Below are 14,599 nucleotides of genomic sequence, written 5' to 3' on the forward strand. Positions count from 1 at the left end.
ATCTGGAGAAAAGATAGAAAAATGTGGCGTGGGGAAAAACCCCCACCCCACAAGGGTCCAGTCGCCAGCCATAGGGAGTTCCAATGAAAGCCTGGCGTGCCGTTGTAATGGCCATGTCTTTGCTGCTGCTCAGCGGCTGCCTGGTGTCTTTCAAGGCGCCCTTGCCCGACGCCGAGGCCGCGCCCAAGGGCCTGCTCGGGCACTGGACCAGCACCAATGCCTGGGGGGAACCGCTGAACCTGGAACTGACGAAAGTCGGCAAGCACCGCTACCAGGCCATCAGCTATTTCAGGGCCAGGCCCCAGGAACGAGAGGCCATTCCCCTGACCGTTTCCCGTCATGGCAGCCGCTGGTACCTGTCGGCCAAGGTGCCGGCCCGGTATGGCGGGCATTTCGTGATTGCCGGTTTCGAACTGACCGACAAGCAGGAACTGGTGGTCTACAACCTGGACATGGAACAGATCAACCAGGCCATCGGCCAGAAAATCCTCAGCGGCCAGCCGAACCGGAGCGAGGAGGGCGATGGGGTCCTGGTGGACAGCGACATGAGCAGGGTCTTCAGTTATCTCGACGACCCGGCCAATTCCGATGTGTTCTCGGAAGCCGTGCGTTACCAGCGGCTCAAAGCCCAATAGACTCAACCATCAATAACAGCAGCAAGCGGACGTTTTTCACAGGAGTTCCGGGTGGACGATTACCAGCAGACGATACGCACCTTGTCCGATCGCATAGTGCTGGCGCAAACGCCGATTCGCATTCTCGACGCGGTGAAATGGGACGAGAACATCCGCAAGGGGTTCCTCAAGGCCAAGGGCAAGGAACCGCCTGCCGTGGACCGTGATTATTACCTCAACCGGCCGCTGTCCTTCGATTCCAGCAAGGTCAAGCTGGAGTTCCAGAACATCGAGCGCGACATTACCCGTCAGCTTGGGCAGTTCAACCCGGTCGGCCAGATCATGCGCCGCATGTGCAAGGAATACCGCATGGTGGTGCGCATGCTCGAAGCGCGCGGCACCGAGGACTTCGGGCTGATTTCCCAGGAGCTCTACGGCGCCGCCTCCGACGCTTTCCATGCCGGCGACCCGACCCTGTCCGACCTGGGCCTGATGCTGTCCGACTACCTGAACAACATCGATGGCCGTGGCGATTTGAAGGACGAGCCCAAGGTTCTCAGCGCCAAGGAAGCGGTCGGACTGCTGCAGCATCGCCTCAACCGGGTCTTCGGCGAAGCCGAGGAAACCATTCGGGTGTTCGAGTCCGACGGAATCGTCGCGGACGCGGCGGCGGGGGCCGACTACATCAAGATCCGCGCCGACGCGATGTTCAACGAACGGGACGTGCGGGCCCTGGAGGTCCATGAAGGCCTTGTACACGTCGGCACGACCCTCAACGGCTTGAACCAGCCGATCTGCACGTTCCTGTCCAAGGGCCCGCCCTCGTCCACCGTGACCCAGGAAGGCCTGGCGATCCTGATGGAAATCATCACGTTTGCCTCCTACCCGAGCCGCTTGCGCAAGCTCACCAACCGCACTCGCGCCATCCATATGGTGGAGGAAGGGGCCGATTTCCTGCAGGTCTTCGAGTTCTTCCGTGAGCAGGGCTTTGAAATGGCCGAAAGCTACGGCAATGCCAGCCGGGTTTTCCGTGGCTCGGTGCCGAACGGCCTGCCATTCACCAAAGACTTGTCCTACCTCAAGGGCTTCATCATGGTTTACAACTACATTCAGTTGGCCGTGCGTAAAGGCAAGCTGGAGCAGGTGCCGCTGCTGTTCTGCGGCAAGACCACCCTCGAGGACATGCGTACCTTGCGGCAGTTGGTGGACGAAGGCCTGGTGGTGCCGCCCAAGTACCTGCCCGACCAGTTCCGCGACATGAACGCACTGTCGGCCTGGATGTGTTTCTCAAACTTCCTGAACCATCTGAGCCTGGACCGGATCGAAGCGGATTATTCCAATATCCTGTAAGCCTCATATGGCTCAAGGGTGGGAGCGGGCTTGCTCGCGAAGGCGGTGGGTCAGATAACAATTATGGCGACTGATCCACCGCCTTCGCGAGCAAGCCCGCTCCCACAAGGACTGTGTTTCAACTTCAAACTTATGCGAGGTTCACCGGATGCGAACCCTCGGCATCTTTTGCCTGTTGCTGGCCCTGAGTGGTTGCAGTTCGTTGTTGTTCTACCCCGAGCGCGGCCAGCCCTTTACGCCGGAGCGGGCGCGGCTCGAATACCGTGACGTCACCCTGCTCACCGCCGATGGCTTGAAGCTCCATGGCTGGTGGCTGCCGGTCAAGCAGGGTGTCGAGGTCAAGGGGACGGTGCTGCACCTGCATGGTAACGGCGGTAACCTCGCCTGGCACCTGGGCGGTAGCTGGTGGCTGCCGGAGCAGGGCTATCAGGTGTTGATGGTGGATTATCGCGGTTATGGCTTGTCCGAAGGCGAGGCGAGCCTGCCGGCGATCTACCAGGACATCGACGCGGCATTCAAGTGGCTCGACCAGGCGCCGGAGGTCCAGGGCAAGCCGTTGGTGCTACTCGGCCAAAGCCTGGGTGGCGCGCTGGCGGTGCATTACCTGGTCGATCACCCGCAGCGCCAGCAGCAACTCAAGGCCCTGGTACTCGACGGCGTGCCCGCCAGTTATCGCGACGTGGGACGTTTTGCCCTGAGCACGTCGTGGCTGACCTGGGCCTTCCAGGTGCCGTTGTCCTGGCTGGTGCCCGACGGCGACAGCGCCATCGGCTCCATCGCCCAATTGAAAGGCGTGCCAAAGTTGATCTATCACAGCCTCGACGATCCTATCGTGCCTCTTTCCAACGGTATCCGCCTGTATCAAGCTGCGCCGCCGCCGCGAGTCCTGCAGCTGACTCGTGGCGGGCACGTGCAGACGTTCGCCGACCCGGTCTGGCGAACCGTGATGCTGCGCTACCTCGACGACCCGCAACACTTCGACGGGCTGCGCCGCCTGGGCGAAGTCCCGAATTACCCGAAATCCCCTGTTGAATCTCCAGAGAGCCCGCAATGAGCGAAGAACGCAACGCCATCCCCCTGATCATCACTGGTATCTGCAGCATCCTCGGCACCGTCGCGGTGCTGTGGTACTACGGCTACCTGCACTTCGCCAAACCCGAGGATGCGCTGTTGCTCAATGAGTTCACCATGCTCAAGACCATGCCGGGAGAAGACTACAAGGTTTCCCTTGAGCCGGCGCCCCAGGTGGCCCAGTGCATCGATGGCGTGCTGGTGCTGTTCGACACCGAACAGAAGGGCCTGACGGGCGTGCTGGTCAATGAAAAGAAACGCGCGGTGCGGTGCATGGGGCAGGAGACGCCGCAGAAGCTTCAGCCGTAATGCCATGAAGGTCGGTGAGCCCCTGTGGGAGCGAGCCTGCTCGCGATGGCGGAGTGTCAGTCCATGCATGACTGACTGAACAGACGCCATCGCGAGCCGGCTCGCTCCCACAGGAGGAAAATATTCGGCGATAAAAAGCCCCGCCTGAGTTGCTCAGGCGGGGCTTTTTTGTTGCACTCGATCGATCAGTTGGCGCTCATGCTCGAACGTGGTGCCACTGGCTGGTTGTCGTTGGAGATGGTGACCTCCACCCGACGGTTCATGGCTCGGCCCGAAACGCTGTTGTTGTCGGCCACCGGGAATTCCTTGCCATAACCCTGGGTCACGACGCGGGCTGGATCGACGCCCATTTTCACCAGGGCGGTGCGCACGGAACTGGCGCGGCGTTCGGACAGCGACTGGTTATAGGAATCCGAACCGGTGCTGTCGGTGTAGCCTTCGACGATGACCTTGCGGTCAGGGTTTTCCTGGAGGAACTGGGCCAGTTTATTCACGTTGACCAGGCCGCTGGAACGCAGCTCGGACTTGTTGGTGGCAAACAGCACGTCGCCGAAGGTCACCAGGGTGCCGCGCTCGGTCTGCTTGGCGTTGAGGCTGTCCTGCAGTTGCTTGATCTGCGCGTTGCGGGCGTCGAGCAAGGCACGAGCGCGTTCGTCGCCGGCGTTTTTCAGCTCCATCTCGGCGTTACGCAGGGCAATGGTCTGCTTGGCCACTTCGACGCGCTGGTTGGTCAGGTAGGCCAACTGGTCGACCTTGGCTTCGTCTTCCCGATCCAGATAGGCCTTGTCGGCCTTGGCCAGGAAATCGGCGGCGTCTTTGGTTTCCAGCGCGGCCACCTTGGTCGCTGCCGGGTCGGCTTGCAGGCCGTTGTAGTTGGTGCGGGCCTGTTCCAGGTTCGCGTTCGGGTCGTGGGAGCAAGCGGCCAAGGCTACGCAGGCAGCGAGCAGGGCGGGCATCATCAAATGTTTGTGCATCATAGTCTGTCGTCCTTTTATCAATGAGAAATACGTCGTGGCGCGAACGGTTTACTGAACCTTGTTCATGCCTTCCTGACGCAGTTCCTGAACCCCTTTCTGGGAGTCCTTGAGTGCCTGTTCGGCCTTGGCGGCCTGGGCCTTGCGTTCAGCGACACGGGCGTCCCACTCGGCCTGTTCGGCCAGACGCCTGGCTTCGTCGTATTTCTTGTCGTGCATGGCCAGCTCGGCTTGTTTGAGCTTGTCCTGGGCCGACTTCATTTCCACCGCGGCGAATTCGGTACCGCCGGCGCTGACGGCGCTGTTGACGGCCGATTGCGTGACTGCGTACTGCTCCGAAGGTGGATTGCCGGCGCATCCTGCGAGGATGAAGCTGCTTCCGATGGCCAGGGCAGCCAACTTCAGACCACGCAGGCCATTGAATGAGGGTTTGGCAGTGCAGGTATTCATAGGCTTCAACTCCATTGGAAAACTCCTGGGAAACTACAGATCCATGCTGGAACCGAAGCCTTGACGTCCGTTTTGATGCTGGTGCCAGGCGCGTTTATTTAAACAACCGTTCCAGTATGGTTATTCGGTGTGACCCGAGGCGTTTTTCAAAAGTTCAGCGAAGATGGCCAATCGCCAAAAAGCTTTGCTGACTGATCGGTCAGGCGCAAAAAAGCTGAACTTTCCTGGCGCGCAGCGGTATTTTCAGCGCCGCTCACGGCGCTGGCATCGAGATGAAAACGGAAGAGGTGTCAGTGTTTCGACTTGTCGTTCTGTGAACAGAGCTCATGCAGATGACGACGGGACAGGGCGAGAAAACGCGGCGTTGGGCCGACGTCTTCGTACAGCGGGTCGCCTTCTTCATCGGTGGCGACCACTTGGGAGCCCTTGATGTACGGGAAGCTCGCTTCCAGTTCCTCCAGGGCAGCGCCGATCAGTTCACCGAGCAGTTCCTCGGGCTGGCGCTTGGGATACATGTCGCAGATCGCGGCAAGGCGCGCGGCGGCTTCCATATCCAGGTGAATGGTGTAGCCGGTCTGGGTCAGGTGGCCCTTGGCGTTCTCTTCCCAATGTTGGGCAAGCTCACGGATTTTCATGATGACCTCATTAAACCTGTTCGTGGCAGGCACGGTGAGTGACAAGCCGTCGTGTGGCTTACTAATGAGACTAGCTTTGTCCGACAAGGTTTAAAGACCCTTCGTCGCTTGTCATACGTGGCTGGCATCGGCACTCTCTTGTGAACGTCTCACCCAAGAGCTGTCCGGACCTTTTTTGCTGGAGAACTGCTGATGACCGATATCGATGCCCGCTTGCGCGAGGATGTCCACCTGCTCGGGGAACTGCTGGGCAATACCATCCGCGAACAGTACGGGGACAGGTTTCTCGACAAGATCGAGCAGATCCGCAAGGGCGCCAAGGCCGATCGACGCGGCTCCGTGGACGCCGAACTCAGTGCCAGTCTCAACCAGTTGAGCGAAGACGAACTGCTGCCGGTGGCGCGGGCGTTCAACCAGTTCCTCAACCTGGCGAACATTGCCGAGCAGTACCAGCTCATCCACCGCCGCGAAGAGTCGCAGCCAGCGCCGTTCGAGGCGCGGGTGTTGCCTGAGTTGCTCGCCCGGTTGCGCGCCGAAGGCCATAGCGCCGAATCCCTGGCGCGGCAACTGGGGCGCCTGGAGATCGAGCTGGTGCTCACGGCCCACCCCACCGAAGTGGCCCGCCGCACCCTCATCCAGAAATACGATGCCATCGCCGGGCAACTGGCGGCCCAGGATCACCGCGACCTGACCAGTGCCGAGCGTGCACAGATCCACGGGCGTCTGCAGCGGCTGATCGCCGAAGCCTGGCACACCGAGGAAATCCGCCGCACCCGCCCGACCCCCGTGGACGAAGCCAAGTGGGGCTTCGCGGTGATCGAGCATTCGCTGTGGCAGGCCATTCCCAATTACCTGCGCAAGGCCGACCAGGCCCTGCATGCCGCTACCGGGCTGCGCCTGCCGCTGGAGGCGGCGCCGGTGCGCTTTGCTTCATGGATGGGCGGTGACCGCGACGGCAACCCGAATGTCACCGCCGCAGTGACCCGTGAAGTGCTGTTGCTGGCGCGGTGGATGGCGGCGGACTTGTATTTGCGCGATGTCGATCAACTGGCCGCCGACCTGTCCATGCAGAAGGCCAGCGAGGCCTTGCGTGCCCAGGCCGGCGACAGCGCCGAACCCTACCGTGCCGTGCTCAAGCAACTGCGCGAACGCCTGCGCGCTACGCGCAACTGGGCCCAGGCATCCCTGAAAGCCACCACACCGGCGAGCGCGGAGGTATTGCAGAACAACCGCGAACTGCTGGATCCCCTGGAGCTGTGCTACCAGTCGCTGCACGATTGCGGCATGGGCGTGATCGCCGACGGTCCGCTGCTCGATTGCCTGCGTCGGGCGGTGACCTTCGGGTTGTTCCTGGTGCGGCTCGACGTGCGCCAGGATTCGACCCGCCACACGGCGGCCATGACGGAAATCACCGACTACCTGGGGCTGGGGCGCTATGAGGAATGGAGCGAGGAGCGGCGCATCGGCTTCCTGCTGGACGAACTGAATAACCGCCGACCGTTGCTGCCGGCCAATTTCAAGCCGTCGGCCGATACGGCGGAAGTCCTGGCCACCTGCCGGGAGGTCGCGGCGGCGCCGGCGGCGTCCCTGGGCTCCTATGTGATTTCCATGGCCGGCGCGGCTTCCGATGTGCTGGCGGTACAACTGCTGCTGAAAGAGGCCGGGGTGCTGCGGCCGATGCGCGTGGTGCCCCTGTTCGAAACCCTGGCCGACCTGGACAACGCCGGGCCGGTGATCGAGCGGCTGTTGCTGCTGCCGGGTTATCGCGCGCGCCTCCAGGGGCCCCAGGAAGTGATGATCGGCTATTCCGATTCGGCCAAGGACGCGGGGACTACCGCGGCGGCCTGGGCACAGTATCGGGCCCAGGAACGGCTAGTGGAGATCTGTCGCGAGCAGCAGGTCGAATTGCTGCTGTTCCATGGTCGTGGCGGCACGGTCGGCCGTGGCGGCGGCCCGGCCCACGCGGCGATTCTGTCCCAGCCCCCGGGATCGGTGGCGGGACGTTTCCGCACCACCGAGCAGGGCGAAATGATTCGTTTCAAATTCGGCCTACCGGACATCGCCGAGCAGAACCTCAACCTGTACCTCGCGGCTGTGCTGGAAGCGACCCTGCTTCCGCCGCCGCCACCCACGCCCGAATGGCGGCACCTGATGGACGAACTGGCGGCCGACGGCGTCAATGCCTACCGTGCCGTGGTGCGGGAGAACCCCCAGTTCGTCGAGTACTTCCGGCAATCCACCCCGGAGCAGGAACTGGGGCGCCTGCCCCTGGGCAGCCGGCCGGCCAAACGCCGGGCCGGTGGCATCGAAAGCCTGCGGGCGATTCCGTGGATTTTCGGCTGGACCCAGACCCGCTTGATGCTGCCGGCCTGGCTCGGTTGGGAAACTGCCCTGGGCAAGGCCCTGGAACGAGGCGAAGGCGAGTTGCTGGGGCAGATGCGCGAGCAGTGGCCGTTCTTCCGGACCCGCATCGACATGCTGGAAATGGTACTGGCCAAGGCCGATGCCGATATTGCGCGCTCCTACGACGAGCGTCTGGTGGAGCCTGCACTGCGACCTTTGGGGACGCATTTACGCGACCTATTGTCGCAGGCCTGTTCCGTGGTGCTGGGTTTGACCGGCCAGTCGCAACTACTGGCACATAGCCCAGAGACACTCGAATTCATTCGCCTGCGCAACACCTACCTCGACCCCTTGCACCTGTTGCAGGCTGAACTGCTGGCCCGCTCGCGAGAACAGGACGTCGCCCAGGGCAGCCCCGTGGAGCAAGCATTGCTGGTGTCTGTGGCGGGTATCGCCGCCGGATTGCGCAACACCGGCTAAGCTCAAGCGGCGCCTCGAAACGGCTCGCCCGGTGTCGCCGGGCGTTGCCTTGCAGGAATGGGAGCAGGTCGGCCAGGCGACAGTTTGTTGCCCGGTTGCGACTCTCGCCACCTCCTCCAAAGGTCGCGTCGGACGCCGGTTCCTCCGACTTTCGGCGGCTTGTGTGGGTCGGGCCTGCTGTGTATCTTGATCAGCCTTTGGCCGTTTGGGCGGTCACGATTCCAGTTTTCCGAGATTGGCCCGACGAGGCGAATCCGAGCGTTTTACATAAAAAAATTGAGGAGCACATCGATGCGCGTCATTCTGCTGGGAGCTCCCGGGGCCGGTAAAGGTACTCAGGCAAAGTTCATCACCGAAAAATTCGGTATCCCGCAAATCTCCACCGGCGACATGTTGCGTGCAGCGGTCAAGGCCGGCACCGAGCTGGGCATCAAGGCCAAGAGCATCATGGACGCTGGCGGCCTGGTGTCGGATGACCTGATCATTGCCCTGGTCAAGGATCGCATCGCTCAATCCGACTGCGCCAAGGGCTTCCTCTTCGACGGTTTCCCACGCACCATTCCACAGGCCGAAGCCCTGGTGGAAGCCGGCGTGGAACTGGATCACGTCGTTGAAATCGCCGTCGACGACGAAGAGATCGTCCAGCGTATTGCCGGGCGTCGCGTCCACGAGCCTTCCGGCCGCGTCTACCACACCGTCTACAACCCGCCGAAAGTTGCTGGCAAGGACGACCTCACCGGTGAGGAACTGGTGCAGCGCAAGGACGACACTGAAGAAACCGTGCGTCATCGCCTGTCGGTCTACCACTCCCAGACCAAGCCGCTGGTGGACTTCTACCAGAAGCTGTCCGCCAAGACTGGTGGCAAGCCCAAGTACAGCCACATCCCGGGCGTCGGCACAGTCGATGCGATCACCGGCAAGGTGCTTGAAGCGCTGAGCTGAAAAGTCTGCTCGGTTGCACCAACTACGGCCCGCTTGCGGGCCGTAGTTGTTTATACTGGCGCCCCTTTTTTTCCTTGATTGACGGACACATCGATGAGCACCTTGCTGGCCCTGGACACCGCGACTGAAGCTTGCTCCGTTGCCCTGCTGCACGACGGCAAGGTCACGAGCCATTACGAGGTGATTCCACGCCTGCACGCTCAGAAACTGTTGCCGATGATCCAGCAATTGCTCAGCGATGCTGGCACCACCTTGCAGGCTGTGGATGCGATTGCCTTTGGTCGTGGCCCGGGGGCCTTCACCGGTGTGCGCATCGCCATCGGTGTCGTGCAGGGGCTGGCGTTCGCGCTGGAGCGTCCGGTGTTGCCGGTGTCGAACCTGGCCGTGCTGGCCCAGCGTGCCTTGCGTGAACACGGCGCCCATCAGGTGGCTGCGGCTATCGATGCGCGCATGGACGAGGTGTACTGGGGCTGCTACCGCGAGATCGCTGGCGAGATGCGTCTGGTGGGGGCCGAGGCGGTGCTGCCGCCCGAGGTTGCGGCGTTGCCGACCGATGCGACGGGTGAGTGGTTTGGCGCCGGCACCGGTTGGGGGTATGGCGAACGTATTGCCGTCAACCTCAGCGGCCAGAACGCCAGCCTGTTGCCCCACGCCGAAGACCTGTTGGCCCTAGCCCGCTTCGCCTGGGAACGCGGCGAAGCCATCCCGGCCGACGATGCCCAGCCGGTGTATCTGCGGGACAAGGTCGCCACGCCCAAGTCGGAACGGTAACTGCACTCTCAAAGCGGGCGACACGTCATTCCAGAGCCCGGAAGTCACATCCAATATTGCCAGTCGTCATTTTTTTGCCCGGTTTTTAAACCTTTTCGGCTTTATGTGTTCTAGTTATCACTTGCGCATTTGCGCGGCTGGGAAAGTGCCGCTAAATTGCCATCATTGATACTGAGCATTCTGTTATGCGTATAGACGGATATTCACCGCAGTCTTATCCCATCAAGCGCCGGCCTCGGACAGGCAAGGTCGCTGATCAGGAGTCCTTCGACGACGTCGATGGCGACTTGGAGTTTCCGTCTGAAGAGCAACTGGCTGCCCGCGCCGCGAAAGCGTCCGCACAGCGCCTGAGCAATCTTCCCGCCCGCCAGCAAGACATGCTTTATCACCGTTCCATGAGCCGCAGTGTCGCCACGGCCCTGGCCAGCTACCTGAGCACCGCTGGTTTCGTCGATTGGGATATGGAAGTGCTGGGGCTCGACCTCTACATCTGATGGCGTTGCCTTACTACCTCGGCTGCCCCTCCTGGAGCGAAAACGCCTGGCGCGATTATCTCTATCCCCAGGACGCTAGAAGCGCCGAATTCCTGAGTCTCTATTCCCAAGTGTTCAACGCCGTGGAAGGCAATACGACCTTCTATGCGAGCCCTTCCGCGGCCATCGTGCAGCGTTGGGCCGAGAACATGCCCGAGCACTTTCGCTTCACTGCCAAGTTCCCCGGCGAGATCAGCCACAACGGCGATCTGCGCGAGCACCAGACGGACGTCGACACCTTCCTGCAACTGCTCAGCCCTTTGGGTGAACGGGTTTCGCCGCTCTGGCTGCAGCTGTCCAAGGCGTTTACGCCGAATCGGTTGCCGGAACTGGCGGGGTTCATCGACGCCTTGGAGCGCCCGTTGGCGGTGGAGGTCCGCCACGATGAGTTCTTCGCCAAGGGGGATGCCGAACGGCAGCTCAATCGCCTGCTGCTCGATCGTGGTGTCGAGCGTATCTGCCTCGATCCCCGGGCCCTGTTCAGTTGCACCTCCACCGATCCCGCGGTGCTCCATGCACAGTCGAAAAAGCCCCGGGTCCCCCCTCGGCCAGCAGCCTTTACCCAATGCCCGCAGGTGCGCTTCATCGGTCATCCGGTGCTGGAGGCCAACGAGCCATTCCTGACGCCCTGGGTGGAGAAAATCGCCAGTTGGATCGAAGAAGGGCGCACGCCCTATATCTTCCTGCACACTGCTGACAACCTGCTGGCGGCGAAGCTGGCGCTGCATTTTCATGACCGTTTGATGCAGCGATTGCCTGGATTGCCGGCCCTGCCTGAGTTATACAGGGAGCCCGCCGCCGAGCAACTGGGTTTGCTCTGAGGCCGAATCCTTTTCTGCTCAGGAGTGACCTCCATGGATGCGCAAACCCGTCGGGCCCAGGCGTTCAAAGCCTTGCACGAACGCGAAGGGGCTTTTGTCATTCCCAACCCGTGGGACGCCGGTTCCGCGAAGATGTTGGCCAGCCTGGGGTTCGAGGCGTTGGCCACCACCAGCGCCGGTCACGCTTTTTCCCTGGGACGCCCGGATGGCGCGCTGGGGCTGGAAGACACCCTGGCCAATGTCCGGGCGATCGTGGCCGCCACTGACCTGCCGGTAGCGGTCGATTTCGAGAACGGTTTCGCCGACGCGCCCGAAGCGTGCGCCCGCAACCTGCTGCGTGCGGCAGAAGCCGGTGCGGTCGGGGGTTCCATCGAAGATGCCACGGGGCGCGAAGGCAGCCCGATCTATTGCTTCGAGCATGCCGTGGCACGGGTCAAGGCGGCGGCCGAAGCGGTGCGTAGCCTGCCTTATCCGTTCGTGCTGACCGCTCGGGCGGAGAACTTCCTGCACGGCAATCCCGACCTGGATGACACGATCCGTCGACTGAAAGCGTTCGCCGCCGCCGGCGCCGACGTGCTCTATGCCCCTGGGTTGAGTACCGCCGAGCAGGTGCTCGCAGTGATACGGGCCGTGGCGCCAAAACCGGTGAACGTGCTGATGTCCGGGGCACTGGACCTGACACTCGCGCAGTTGAGCGAACTGGGCGCCAAGCGCATCAGTGTCGGCTCGGCCCTGGCCCTGGCGGCGTACGGTGAGTTCATGCGCGCCGCCGGGGAAATCCGCGAGCAGGGCACGTTCACCTTTACCCGTCGCTCGATGACGTTCAAGCAGGCCAACCAGTTGTTCAAGGGTTGATGCTCGGGGCGTTGTCGTGAGGATTGCGAAAGGCATTTCGTTGCTGGTGCTGGTCGTTGGCGCCGCGGTGCTGGGGGTGTGGCGGGGCTGGTTGCCGGTGCCGCCGGCATGGAATCCCTGGGCACCCCTGGACGTCAATGCACCGCCGAACCTGCTGACCCGCTACAAGCTCATGGCCTTGCGCAATGACCCGCAACTGTGTGAGCAGGCTCTGGCCACTGCGGGGCTGAAGGTTGCCCACCAGGCCGACAGCAACCCTGCGGCCAGTTGCCCGCTGACCAATGTGCTACGGGTGCAGGGCGGTGAGGTGGCGTTGAGCAGCAGTTTCCTCGCCAGTTGCTCCCTGGCCGTAGCATTCGCCCTGTTCGAGCGGCATGCGCTGCAACCGGCTGCGCAGGCGGCCTATGGGCAGAAGGTGACGCGAGTCGATCACCTGGGCAGTTTCGCCTGTCGCAACATGTACGGTCGTGAAGACGGCGCGCGTAGCCAGCATGCCACGGCCAGCGCGTTGGACATCGCCGGGTTTCGCCTGGCCGATGGTCGCACGGTCAGCGTCCTCCGGGATTGGCCGAAGGACAGCGCCGACGCGCGTTTCCTGCATCAGGTGCGCGACGGTGCCTGTGACATGTTCAGTGTGGTCTTGAGTCCGGACTACAACGCAGCCCACCGAAACCATTTCCACCTGGATGTGGGGCCTTGGTGGATCTGTAGGTGATCAGGCGGCGATACGCAGGTTCTGCAATACGATCGGGCGTGCCCAGCGGGTGTCGAAGTCCAGGGCTTTCTGCTGGGCGACGATTTCTTCTTCCGGGAACGGCGGGAAGGGCTTGTCCAGCAGGTCGAGTTCGAACTCGGCAATCGGCAGGTGCAACGGGCGTGGCTGCGGCGCCGGGCCGGGTTCCGGCAATGGTTGGCCAGCAGCGAGGACAATGGGGCGAACCCAGTTGCTCTCGAAGTTCTGCTGTTTCTGCTGGGCGCTGATTTCTTCCGGTGGGAAGGGGGGGAACGGCTTGTCCAGCAGGTCCAGTTCGAATTCGGCGATGGGCAGGAACAGCGGCTCAGGCGGTTTGACCTGGGTCTCTTTCACATCGCAGGTGCGCTGGCTGACGATGTGGTCCAGCAGTTCGGCACCGAGGGTCGGTTCAACGGCCTCATCGAGGGCGACGGGCTGGTAGCTGCCCGGCGCTGGCGCGTTTTCACCCAACTGATCGGCCAGGGCCCGGGCAAAAAAATCTTGCCACAGGTGACTGACGCCGCTCAGGGCCTGGGTGTTGCGCAGGCTGTAATCACCGTAACGGGAGATAACGCCTATCGATGTGGAATGAATGTCTGACATTTTTCTCGGTCGACGCTCAGCTCTGGCAAAATGCCGTTCACCGTTGTTATCGGCCGTTTTTGCCGATCCTTAATTTTTTGAGCATGTTTCCATGAATGAACAACTTCCATGAGTGAGCAACCCGCGGCCTGCCGCATCCACGTCGAGGCCCTGGCCCCGGCCTTCCAGCCTCAGGCCGAGCACTGGGCCCAGCGCCTTGGCCTGCCCTTGCAGGTGGACGATGGCGAGTTTGCCTTGCAGGTCGGCGAACACGGGCTGCAACTGCAACAACTGGGGCCGGACGCGCCGGGGCCGGTGCGGGTGGATTTTGTCGAGGGCGGCGCGGCCCATCGCCGGTTATACGGCGGCGGCAGCGGTCAGATGATCGCCAAGGCGGTGGGGATCGCCCAGGGTGTGCGTCCCCGTGTGCTGGATGCTACGGCCGGGTTGGGCAAGGATGCCTTCGTGCTGGCCAGTCTGGGCTGCGAGATGAGCCTGATCGAGCGCCAGCCGCTGATCGGTGCCTTGTTGGAGGACGGTCTGGCCCGTGGCGCGGAGGATTTCGACGTGGCGCCCATTGTGGCCCGCATGCGCTTGCTCAAGGGCAATTCCATCGAGGTGATGCAAAATTGGGAAGGCGAGCCGCCCCAGGTGATCTACCTGGACCCGATGTTTCCACACCGTGAGAAAACCGCCTTGGTGAAGAAGGAAATGCGTCTGTTCCGGCCCTTGGTCGGCGACGACCCCGACGCCCCGGCGCTGCTGGCCGCAGCCCTGGCCCTGGCGACGCACCGGGTAGTGGTCAAGCGCCCGCGCAAGGCACCGTGCATCGAAGGGCCGAAGCCGAGTCATGGGCTCGATGGCAAATCCAGTCGGTACGACATCTATCCCAAGAAAGCGCTCAAGGCTTGAGCTGTGGGAGCAAAGCTTGCTCGCGACGAAGGCGCCTCGGTTTCAGGGCTAAACGCATAAATTTCATCGCGGGCAAGCCTTGCTCCCACGGATTTGAGCAACGCCATTCCACTGTGGGAAGCGCCCGCGCAAGGCACCGTGCAAAGGCTTGAGCTGTGGGAGCAAAGCTTGCTCGCGACGAAGGCGCCTCGGTTTCAGGGCTAAACGCATAAATTTCATCGCGG

Annotated in this window: 16 protein-coding genes; 12 read left to right on the forward strand and 4 right to left on the reverse strand. The window is 62.3% G+C overall.

Features of this window, described 5'->3' with window-relative positions; genetic code table 11:
• Positions 1 to 83: 83 nt before the first annotated feature.
• The 4 genes from ACODTO_RS28725 (at position 84) to ACODTO_RS28740 (ending at position 3,344) form a co-directional block, all read left to right on the forward strand.
• Positions 84 to 635: a hypothetical protein gene (locus ACODTO_RS28725; protein WP_139646096.1), complete on the forward strand. Its 552-nt coding sequence runs from the start codon at positions 84 to 86 to the stop codon at positions 633 to 635.
• Positions 636 to 686: 51 nt separating this feature from the next.
• Positions 687 to 1,964: a flavohemoglobin expression-modulating QEGLA motif protein gene (locus ACODTO_RS28730; RefSeq protein ID WP_047702097.1), complete on the forward strand. Its 1,278-nt coding sequence runs from the start codon at positions 687 to 689 to the stop codon at positions 1,962 to 1,964.
• Positions 1,965 to 2,112: 148 nt separating this feature from the next.
• A complete protein-coding gene (locus tag ACODTO_RS28735; RefSeq protein ID WP_139646098.1) occupies positions 2,113 to 3,018 on the forward strand; it encodes an alpha/beta hydrolase in 906 nt (301 codons plus the stop codon).
• Entirely contained in the window at positions 3,015 to 3,344 is a 330-nt protein-coding gene (locus ACODTO_RS28740) for a PA3694 family proteiin (protein ID WP_175385115.1), read from the forward strand. The genes ACODTO_RS28735 and ACODTO_RS28740 overlap by 4 nt, the downstream gene beginning before the upstream one ends.
• Before the next feature lie 185 nt (positions 3,345 to 3,529).
• Here ACODTO_RS28740 and lptF read toward each other — a convergent pair whose 3' ends face one another.
• The 3 genes from lptF to ACODTO_RS28755 form a co-directional block, all read right to left on the reverse strand.
• The gene (lptF, locus tag ACODTO_RS28745; RefSeq protein ID WP_489107425.1) at positions 3,530 to 4,318 is read right to left on the reverse strand and encodes a lipotoxin F family OmpA-related lipoprotein LptF; all 789 of its coding nucleotides are present in this window, start codon (positions 4,316 to 4,318) and stop codon (positions 3,530 to 3,532) included.
• 51 nt (positions 4,319 to 4,369) lie between these two features.
• Positions 4,370 to 4,783 (reverse strand): DUF4398 domain-containing protein, encoded by a 414-nt coding sequence (locus ACODTO_RS28750; protein ID WP_041024801.1) that lies wholly within the window; start codon positions 4,781 to 4,783, stop codon positions 4,370 to 4,372.
• A gap of 275 nt (positions 4,784 to 5,058) precedes the next feature.
• Positions 5,059 to 5,403, reverse strand: a complete 345-nt coding sequence (locus ACODTO_RS28755; protein ID WP_175385114.1) for a pilin assembly protein — start codon at positions 5,401 to 5,403, stop codon at positions 5,059 to 5,061.
• 192 nt (positions 5,404 to 5,595) lie between these two features.
• Here ACODTO_RS28755 and ppc point away from each other — a divergent pair, with 192 nt between their 5' ends.
• The 7 genes from ppc to ACODTO_RS28790 all read left to right on the forward strand — a co-directional run bounded on the left by ppc (position 5,596) and on the right by ACODTO_RS28790 (position 12,863).
• The gene (gene ppc / locus ACODTO_RS28760; protein WP_175385113.1) at positions 5,596 to 8,226 is read left to right on the forward strand and encodes a phosphoenolpyruvate carboxylase; all 2,631 of its coding nucleotides are present in this window, start codon (positions 5,596 to 5,598) and stop codon (positions 8,224 to 8,226) included.
• Positions 8,227 to 8,517: 291 nt separating this feature from the next.
• Positions 8,518 to 9,168 (forward strand): adenylate kinase, encoded by a 651-nt coding sequence (adk, locus tag ACODTO_RS28765; protein WP_041024798.1) that lies wholly within the window; start codon positions 8,518 to 8,520, stop codon positions 9,166 to 9,168.
• A 93-nt stretch (positions 9,169 to 9,261) separates the two neighbouring features.
• Positions 9,262 to 9,939: a tRNA (adenosine(37)-N6)-threonylcarbamoyltransferase complex dimerization subunit type 1 TsaB gene (gene tsaB / locus ACODTO_RS28770; protein WP_489107422.1), complete on the forward strand. Its 678-nt coding sequence runs from the start codon at positions 9,262 to 9,264 to the stop codon at positions 9,937 to 9,939.
• Between the two features lie 185 nt (positions 9,940 to 10,124).
• Complete coding sequence (locus ACODTO_RS28775; protein ID WP_139646114.1) at positions 10,125 to 10,433, forward strand: hypothetical protein; 309 nt, start codon at positions 10,125 to 10,127, stop codon at positions 10,431 to 10,433.
• Positions 10,433 to 11,293 (forward strand): DUF72 domain-containing protein, encoded by an 861-nt coding sequence (locus ACODTO_RS28780; protein ID WP_489107423.1) that lies wholly within the window; start codon positions 10,433 to 10,435, stop codon positions 11,291 to 11,293. The genes ACODTO_RS28775 and ACODTO_RS28780 overlap by 1 nt, the downstream gene beginning before the upstream one ends.
• Before the next feature lie 33 nt (positions 11,294 to 11,326).
• Positions 11,327 to 12,148, forward strand: a complete 822-nt coding sequence (locus tag ACODTO_RS28785; RefSeq protein ID WP_489107424.1) for an isocitrate lyase/PEP mutase family protein — start codon at positions 11,327 to 11,329, stop codon at positions 12,146 to 12,148.
• A gap of 22 nt (positions 12,149 to 12,170) precedes the next feature.
• Positions 12,171 to 12,863 (forward strand): extensin-like domain-containing protein, encoded by a 693-nt coding sequence (locus ACODTO_RS28790; protein ID WP_464711876.1) that lies wholly within the window; start codon positions 12,171 to 12,173, stop codon positions 12,861 to 12,863.
• Here ACODTO_RS28790 and ACODTO_RS28795 read toward each other — a convergent pair whose 3' ends face one another.
• Complete coding sequence (locus ACODTO_RS28795; RefSeq protein WP_139646123.1) at positions 12,864 to 13,484, reverse strand: energy transducer TonB; 621 nt, start codon at positions 13,482 to 13,484, stop codon at positions 12,864 to 12,866.
• A gap of 108 nt (positions 13,485 to 13,592) precedes the next feature.
• On the opposite strand from ACODTO_RS28795, the gene ACODTO_RS28800 reads away from it, so the two are divergent.
• On the forward strand, positions 13,593 to 14,375 hold the full coding sequence (locus tag ACODTO_RS28800) for a class I SAM-dependent methyltransferase (RefSeq protein WP_041024791.1): 783 nt from the start codon (positions 13,593 to 13,595) through the stop codon (positions 14,373 to 14,375).
• The last annotated feature ends 224 nt before the right edge of the window (positions 14,376 to 14,599 follow it).

Source organism: Pseudomonas sp. FG13 (genome assembly GCF_057809755.1).

Excerpts from the sequence above, each read along its gene's own strand:
- ACODTO_RS28725 (WP_139646096.1), top strand. The coding sequence starts at position 84 with ATGAAAGCCTGGCGTGCCGTTGTAATGGCCATGTCTTTGCTGCTGCTC.
- ACODTO_RS28735 (WP_139646098.1), top strand. The coding sequence starts at position 2,113 with ATGCGAACCCTCGGCATCTTTTGCCTGTTGCTGGCCCTGAGTGGTTGC.
- ACODTO_RS28750 (WP_041024801.1), bottom strand. The coding sequence starts at position 4,783 with ATGGAGTTGAAGCCTATGAATACCTGCACTGCCAAACCCTCATTCAAT.
- ACODTO_RS28785 (WP_489107424.1), top strand. The coding sequence starts at position 11,327 with ATGGATGCGCAAACCCGTCGGGCCCAGGCGTTCAAAGCCTTGCACGAA.
- ACODTO_RS28800 (WP_041024791.1), top strand. The coding sequence starts at position 13,593 with ATGAGTGAGCAACCCGCGGCCTGCCGCATCCACGTCGAGGCCCTGGCC.
- ACODTO_RS28795 (WP_139646123.1), bottom strand. The coding sequence starts at position 13,484 with ATGTCAGACATTCATTCCACATCGATAGGCGTTATCTCCCGTTACGGT.
- lptF (WP_489107425.1), bottom strand. The coding sequence starts at position 4,318 with ATGCACAAACATTTGATGATGCCCGCCCTGCTCGCTGCCTGCGTAGCC.
- ACODTO_RS28780 (WP_489107423.1), top strand. The coding sequence starts at position 10,433 with ATGGCGTTGCCTTACTACCTCGGCTGCCCCTCCTGGAGCGAAAACGCC.
- adk (WP_041024798.1), top strand. The coding sequence starts at position 8,518 with ATGCGCGTCATTCTGCTGGGAGCTCCCGGGGCCGGTAAAGGTACTCAG.
- ACODTO_RS28775 (WP_139646114.1), top strand. The coding sequence starts at position 10,125 with ATGCGTATAGACGGATATTCACCGCAGTCTTATCCCATCAAGCGCCGG.
- tsaB (WP_489107422.1), top strand. The coding sequence starts at position 9,262 with ATGAGCACCTTGCTGGCCCTGGACACCGCGACTGAAGCTTGCTCCGTT.
- ACODTO_RS28740 (WP_175385115.1), top strand. The coding sequence starts at position 3,015 with ATGAGCGAAGAACGCAACGCCATCCCCCTGATCATCACTGGTATCTGC.
- ppc (WP_175385113.1), top strand. The coding sequence starts at position 5,596 with ATGACCGATATCGATGCCCGCTTGCGCGAGGATGTCCACCTGCTCGGG.
- ACODTO_RS28755 (WP_175385114.1), bottom strand. The coding sequence starts at position 5,403 with ATGAAAATCCGTGAGCTTGCCCAACATTGGGAAGAGAACGCCAAGGGC.